Genomic DNA, 6,024 nt, shown 5'->3' on the forward strand with positions numbered 1-6,024 from the left:
CCGCGGAGGCGGCTCTCAGCCCCGTGGCCCGCGCCGCATCCGCCAGCGCCGGAGAGCCGCGACCCAGATGGGCGCGACCTCGATGCCCTCCTCGTGTCGCAGGCCCCGGCGGGTCCGACGTCGCTCGACGACGAGGCAGGCGACGCCCGTCCCGACGACGAGGTACTGGACGAGGAACGCGATCCGGAACGACTCGAACGCGAAGATGTCGCTCGGGGCCCCGGAGGCGACGCGGGCGGAGTCGAGCTGATCGAGCACCACGCCGATGAGGAACATCATGACGAAGCTCGCCAGGAAACCTCCGACGTTGACGATGCCGTTGGCGACGCCGAGACTGCGCAGGGGGTTGAAGGTCCGTGCGAAGTCGAAGCCGATGATCGACCCCGGTCCGCCCACGCCCAGGACGACGACGAGCACGACGGCGAGCCAGGGAGGCGGGGTCCCGGGCCAGGCCAGCACGAGGGTCCAGACGGCGGCCATGGCGAACACGATGCCGAGCACGAGGTTCGAGCGCCGGAGGGGGAACCGGGCGACGAGCAGGCCGAGGATGGGGCCGGCGACGACACCCGAGGCGACGAGGACGGCGAGCAGACCGGACGCCTCGCCCGAGCTCAGCCCCAGGCCCCCGACCAGGAACGGCACGCCCCAGAGCAGGCTGAAGACCGTACCGGAGGACTGCGTGACGAAGTGCGACCAGAATCCGAGACGGGTCCCCGGGCGGCGGGCGCTCTCGACCAGCTGACGCCCGGCGGATCGCCAGGTCGTGGTCGTAGAGCGCGGGATCACGCCCTCGGGCGCCTCGGACACGAGTATGACCACGACGGCGACCGCGATGACGGAGAGCGCCGCGGCGCTGATGAAGGCCGGCGACCATCCCACGCCGTGCAGCACGATCGACAGCGGCACGGCCGAGAGGATCTGACCGAACTGACCGATGTTCCCCGTCCACTGCGATACCTGCGGCAGGATCGGCCCCCGGAACCACGACGGCAGCAACCGCATCACCGAGATGAAGGTCATCGCGTCGCCCGCGCCCACGAGCATGCGGCCGACGATCGCGAAGCCGATCGTCGGGGGTGAGACGGCGACCACGAGCTGTCCGACGCCGAGCAGCACCCCTCCGGTGACGATCAGCGCCTTCGGTCCGACCCGATCGAGCATGACGCCCACCGGGATCTGCAGACCGGCGTAGACCACCAGCTGGACGACGGCCAGGGTCGAGAGGGTCGATGCGGAGACGTCGAAGAGCTGGCGGGCCTCGACGCCCGACACCCCGAGGGACGATCGCTGCATCACCGCGACGATGTAGGCGAAGACGGCCGCGCCCCAGACGAGCCAGGCGCGCTTCGAGTTCACCCGACGAATCTACCCGAGCGACGAGCGCATCCGCCGCCGACCACGCGTGCCCGTGGACGGGACGACGGCCGAGGAGGCGCGGGTCAGGCGGACGTGTCGCCGTCGGTCCGTCGCGCCAGGAACTTCTCGAGCTCGGCCGCCAGCGCGTCGGCCGTCGGCACCTTGCCGTCCTGGTCGGTGAGCGGCGACGGCAGGGGGTTGCCCTCCATGTACGTGTCGTGGCGCTCTTCGAGGGTCGCGACGAGTCTCGACAGCTCGGTGTTGCCGTGCACCTGCTCCTCCACCTTGACGAGGAACTCGCGCCCCTCCTCGCGGAGACGGTCGGTGGGGAAGATGAGCCCGGTGGCCGCGCTGATGCTCGACAGCGCGGCGACCGCCGCGTCGGGGAACTCCGTGTCGGCGAGGTAGTGCGGCACGAGGAGGACGAACCCGGCCGTGGGGTGACCGTCCTGGCCGAGACGGTGCTCGATGAGGTGGAGGGCGTTGGCCGGCGCCTGCGTGACGGGCTTCCACACCGAGAGCGACTCGATGAGGTCCGCGCGGTTGCCGCTCACCGTGACGCCGATCGGCCTGGTGTGAGGCACGGGCATCGGGATGGAGTGGACCCAGGTCGTCGTCGAGACCCGGTAGCGCTCCACGAGCTGGACGACGGCCGCCGTGAAGCGGTTCCACTGGAAGTCGGGCTCGAAGCCCGACAGGAGGAGGAACGGCTGACCGATGTCGTCGCTCATCAGGTGCAGGGACAGACGGGCGACCGAGACCTCGCTCACGTGGTCCTGGTCGAAGGTGAAGACCGGACGACGCGCCCGGTAGTCGAGGAGCTCGTCGGTGTCGAACGACGCGACCAGCGTGCTGTCGAGAGTGTCGATCATGTACTCGGCGAGTTGACTCACCGCCGAGCCGGCGTCGGCGAAACCGGTCAGGCCCGCGACGAGGGGCAGCCCGTCGGGGACGTTCGGGGCGTCGATCGAGAGGTCGTAGAGTCCGGCGGGGTCGTGCATGTCGACAAGCCTAGATACCGGCGAGGTGCTCCGCAGGCCGTCGCCACGTGCCGAGAGCGAACAGAGCCGTGGCTACCATCGAGGCATGACCGTTTCGACTCTGACCACCAGCACGACCACCCCCGCCGAGATCGAGGGGGACGTCCTCGTCGTCGGCGTCCGCAAGACCTCGTCGGGCCCGGTGCTCACCACTCCGGTCGAAGGCCTGGCCGACGTCCTCTCCGCCGTCGGCGTGACCGGGGCGCGCGACGAGCTGGTCCGGCTGCCCGGCACGGCCGTGCGCGCCTCCGGAATCGCACTGATCGGACTCGGCGACACCGTCGACGCCGAATCGCTGCGCTACGCGGCCGGATCGGCCGTCCGTCAGCTGACGGGCGTCGACCGCGTCGTGATCGCCCTCCCCGTGACCGGCACCCAGGAGGCGCTGGCCGCGCTGGAGGGAGCCGCCATCGCCTCGTACGAATTCGACGCGTTCCGCTCCACGACCGCGTCGGACTCCCGTCGACACGCACACGACATCGTGCTCGCCACCGACGTGCCGGTCGATCCGGCGACCGCCGAGCGGGCCCGCATCGTCGCGACCGCCGTGCACACGGTCCGTGACCTCTCGAACACTCCCCCGCAGCAGATGTTCCCCCAGGCGCTCGCCGACAAGGCCGTCTCGCTGGCCGAGGGCACCGCCCTCGAGGTCACCGTGCTCGCCGAGGACGAACTGCTGGCGGGCGGCTTCGGAGGCATCCTCGGCGTCGGCCAGGGCTCGAGCCGGGGCCCGCGCCTGGTCAAGGTCGAATACCGCCCCGAGGGGGCGACGAAGCACCTGGCCCTGGTCGGCAAGGGCATCACGTACGACACCGGCGGGCTCTCGCTGAAGCCCGCAGCCTCGATGCTCGGCATGAAGGACGACATGACGGGTGCGGCCACCGTGCTCGCCGTCACCGTCGCGGCCGCCGAGCTGGCGCTGCCCGTGCGTCTGACCGCCTGGCTGTGCGTCGCCGAGAACATGCCGAGCGGCACGGCGATCCGGCCCGACGACGTCCTGACCATCAAGGGCGGCACCACCGTCGAGGTGACGAACACCGACGCGGAGGGCCGCCTGGTCATGGCCGACGGTCTCGTCGCGGCCAGCGAGGAGCAGCCGGACGCGATCGTCGACGTGGCGACCCTGACCGGCGCCCAGGTGGTCGCACTCGGGATGCGCACCGTCGGAGTCATGGGCAACGACGCGCTGGCCTCCCGCGTGGTCGAGCTGGCCGACTCGATCGGCGAGACGTTCTGGCGCATGCCCCTGCCCGGCGAGCTCAAGGCGCGCCTGGCGTCCGACGTGGCGGACCTCGTGAACGCGACCCCCGGCAACACCGCCGCGGGGATGCTGCTCGCCGGGGTGTTCCTGAACGAGTTCGTGGGGAAGAAGGACGGCGCCGACACCGCACTCCCGTGGGTCCACCTCGACATCGCCGGCCCGTCGAACAACAAGGCCGGCGGCTACGGCTACACCGGCAAGGGCTCTACCGGCGTTTCCGTGAGAACCCTGCTAGAGCTGGCCTCCGACTTTTCGGCCGCGTAGTAGGGTCGACGAGGCGGGAGAATCCCGTCGAGAACGGTCCCTGAACGCCGGTCCGCCTCCACGACACGTCGGAGGCGAAGCGGGCGACGTGTCGTCGTCACCACGACGGCGCCTCCCCACCCGGCGCGGGGTACCTCCGAACGCACGAGGGAGTTGCTGGGTGTCGGAACAGAATTTTGACCTGGTGGTGCTCGGTGGCGGGAGCGGCGGATACGCCGCGGCGCTGCGGGCGACCGAGCTGGGGCTGAGCGTCGCGCTGGTCGAGAAGGACAAGGTCGGCGGGACCTGCCTCCACCGGGGATGCATCCCCACCAAGGCGCTCCTGCACTCGGCCGAGGTGGCCGACGTCTCGCGCGAGTCGGCCAAGTACGGCGTGCACACCGACTTCCACGGGATCGACATCCCGGCCGTGACGACCTACCGCGAGGGTGTCGTCGCCAGCAAGTACAAGGGTCTCCAGGGTCTGCTGAAGGCGCGCAAGATCACGACCGTCGAGGGCGAGGGTCGACTCACGTCGCCGTCGACCGTCCAGGTCGGCGACACGACCCTGAAGGCGAAGAACATCGTCCTCGCCACCGGTTCGTACTCGCGCAGCCTCCCCGGGCTCGACATCGGAGGGAAGGTCATCACGAGCGAGCAGGCTCTCGCCCTCGACCACGTCCCGAACAAGGTCGCCATCCTGGGCGGCGGCGTGATCGGCGTCGAGTTCGCCAGCGTCTGGAAGTCCTTCGGCGCCGAGGTCACCATCATCGAGGCGCTCCCCCACCTCGTCCCCAACGAGGAGGAATCGATCAGCAAGCAGTTCGAGCGCGCGTTCCGCAAACGCGGCATCGAATTCTCGCTCGGTGTGCGATTCCAGGGAGTCACCCAGAACGACGATGGCGTCGTCGTGACGCTGGAGGACGGCAAGACGTTCGACGCCGACCTCCTGCTGGTCGCGGTGGGTCGCGGCCCCTCGACGGCCGGTCTCGGCTTCGAGGAGGCCGGAGTGACGGTCGACCGCGGCTTCGTCATCACGAACGAGCGCCTCGCCACCTCGGTGCCCGGCGTCTACGCCGTGGGCGACATCGTCCCCGGACTCCAGCTCGCGCACCGGAGCTTCCAGCACGGCATCTTCGTCGCCGAGGAGATCGCGGGCCTGAAGCCCGTCGTGATGGAGGACGTCAACATCCCCAAGGTCACGTACTCCGACCCCGAGGTCGCCTCAGTCGGTCTCACCGAGGCGAAGGCCTCGGAGAAGCACGGCTCCGACAAGATCACCAGCTACGACTACAACCTCGCCGGCAACGGCAAGAGCCACATCATCGGCACTGCGGGTTCGGTCAAGGTCGTCCGCGTCGTCGACGGGCCCGTGGTCGGCGTCCACATGATCGGCGCCCGCGTGGGCGAGCTGATCGGCGAGGCTCAGCTGGCCGTCAACTGGGAGGCCTACCCCGAGGACGTCGCGCCCCTGATCCACGCGCACCCGACGCAGAACGAAGCTCTCGGTGAGGCGATGCTGGCTCTGGCCGGCAAGCCGCTTCACGCGATGTAGCACCCACCGCACTTACACACACAAAGACACGCAATGTCGTCAAAGGAGTTCCACAGATGAGCGAATCCGTCAACCTCCCGGCACTCGGTGAGAGCGTCACCGAGGGCACGGTCACCCGCTGGCTCAAGAATGTCGGTGACCGCGTCGAGGTCGACGAGCCGCTGCTCGAGGTCTCGACCGACAAGGTCGACACCGAGATCCCGTCGCCCGTGGCCGGTGTGATCGAAGAGATCCTCGTGCCGGAAGACGAGACCGTCGAGGTCGGCACGGCACTCGTCCGCATCGGCGACGGCTCGTCCGACGCACCGGCCGAGGACGCCGGCGAGTCGAGCGACGACGCCGAGCAGTCCGACGAGCCCGAAGCCGCCGCCGAAGATGGCGACGACGCCGGGGACGCCGAGCTGCCCTCGTCCGCTGCTCCGGCACCCGGCGAGGAGGCCGAGGCTTCGGCCCCCGAGCCCGCTCCCGCCGTCGACCCGGCCCCGGCGGCTCCTCAGGCTGCGGCACCGCAGGCCGCTCCGGCCGTCCCCGCCGCAGCGCCGTCGGCTCCCGCCGCGCCGGCCGCAGCC

Annotated in this window: 5 protein-coding genes; 3 read left to right on the forward strand and 2 right to left on the reverse strand. The window is 70.3% G+C overall.

The window, feature by feature from the left end; genetic code table 11:
* Window positions 1-15: 15 nt before the first annotated feature.
* Entirely contained in the window at window positions 16-1,356 is a 1,341-nt protein-coding gene (locus tag SOM13_RS04075) for an MFS transporter (protein WP_192060261.1), read from the reverse strand.
* 83 nt (window positions 1,357-1,439) lie between these two features.
* Complete coding sequence (locus tag SOM13_RS04080; protein WP_192060260.1) at window positions 1,440-2,357, reverse strand: proteasome assembly chaperone family protein; 918 nt, start codon at window positions 2,355-2,357, stop codon at window positions 1,440-1,442.
* 85 nt (window positions 2,358-2,442) lie between these two features.
* Here SOM13_RS04080 and SOM13_RS04085 point away from each other — a divergent pair, with 85 nt between their 5' ends.
* The 3 genes from SOM13_RS04085 to SOM13_RS04095 form a co-directional block, all read left to right on the forward strand.
* Complete coding sequence (locus SOM13_RS04085; RefSeq protein ID WP_320478952.1) at window positions 2,443-3,921, forward strand: leucyl aminopeptidase; 1,479 nt, start codon at window positions 2,443-2,445, stop codon at window positions 3,919-3,921.
* Between the two features lie 160 nt (window positions 3,922-4,081).
* On the forward strand, window positions 4,082-5,455 hold the full coding sequence (gene lpdA, locus SOM13_RS04090; RefSeq protein WP_320478953.1) for a dihydrolipoyl dehydrogenase: 1,374 nt from the start codon (window positions 4,082-4,084) through the stop codon (window positions 5,453-5,455).
* A 56-nt stretch (window positions 5,456-5,511) separates the two neighbouring features.
* A partial coding sequence (locus SOM13_RS04095; RefSeq protein ID WP_320478954.1) for a biotin/lipoyl-containing protein occupies window positions 5,512-6,024 on the forward strand: 513 nt, incomplete at its 3' end.

It is taken from the genome of Frigoribacterium sp. CFBP9030 (assembly GCF_034045195.1).
GTDB lineage: Bacteria > Actinomycetota > Actinomycetes > Actinomycetales > Microbacteriaceae > Frigoribacterium.

Bases quoted from the DNA above. Each gene is read 5' to 3' on its own strand.
- SOM13_RS04085 (WP_320478952.1), top strand. From the start codon at position 2,443: ATGACCGTTTCGACTCTGACCACCAGCACGACCACCCCCGCCGAGATC.
- SOM13_RS04080 (WP_192060260.1), bottom strand. From the start codon at position 2,357: ATGCACGACCCCGCCGGACTCTACGACCTCTCGATCGACGCCCCGAAC.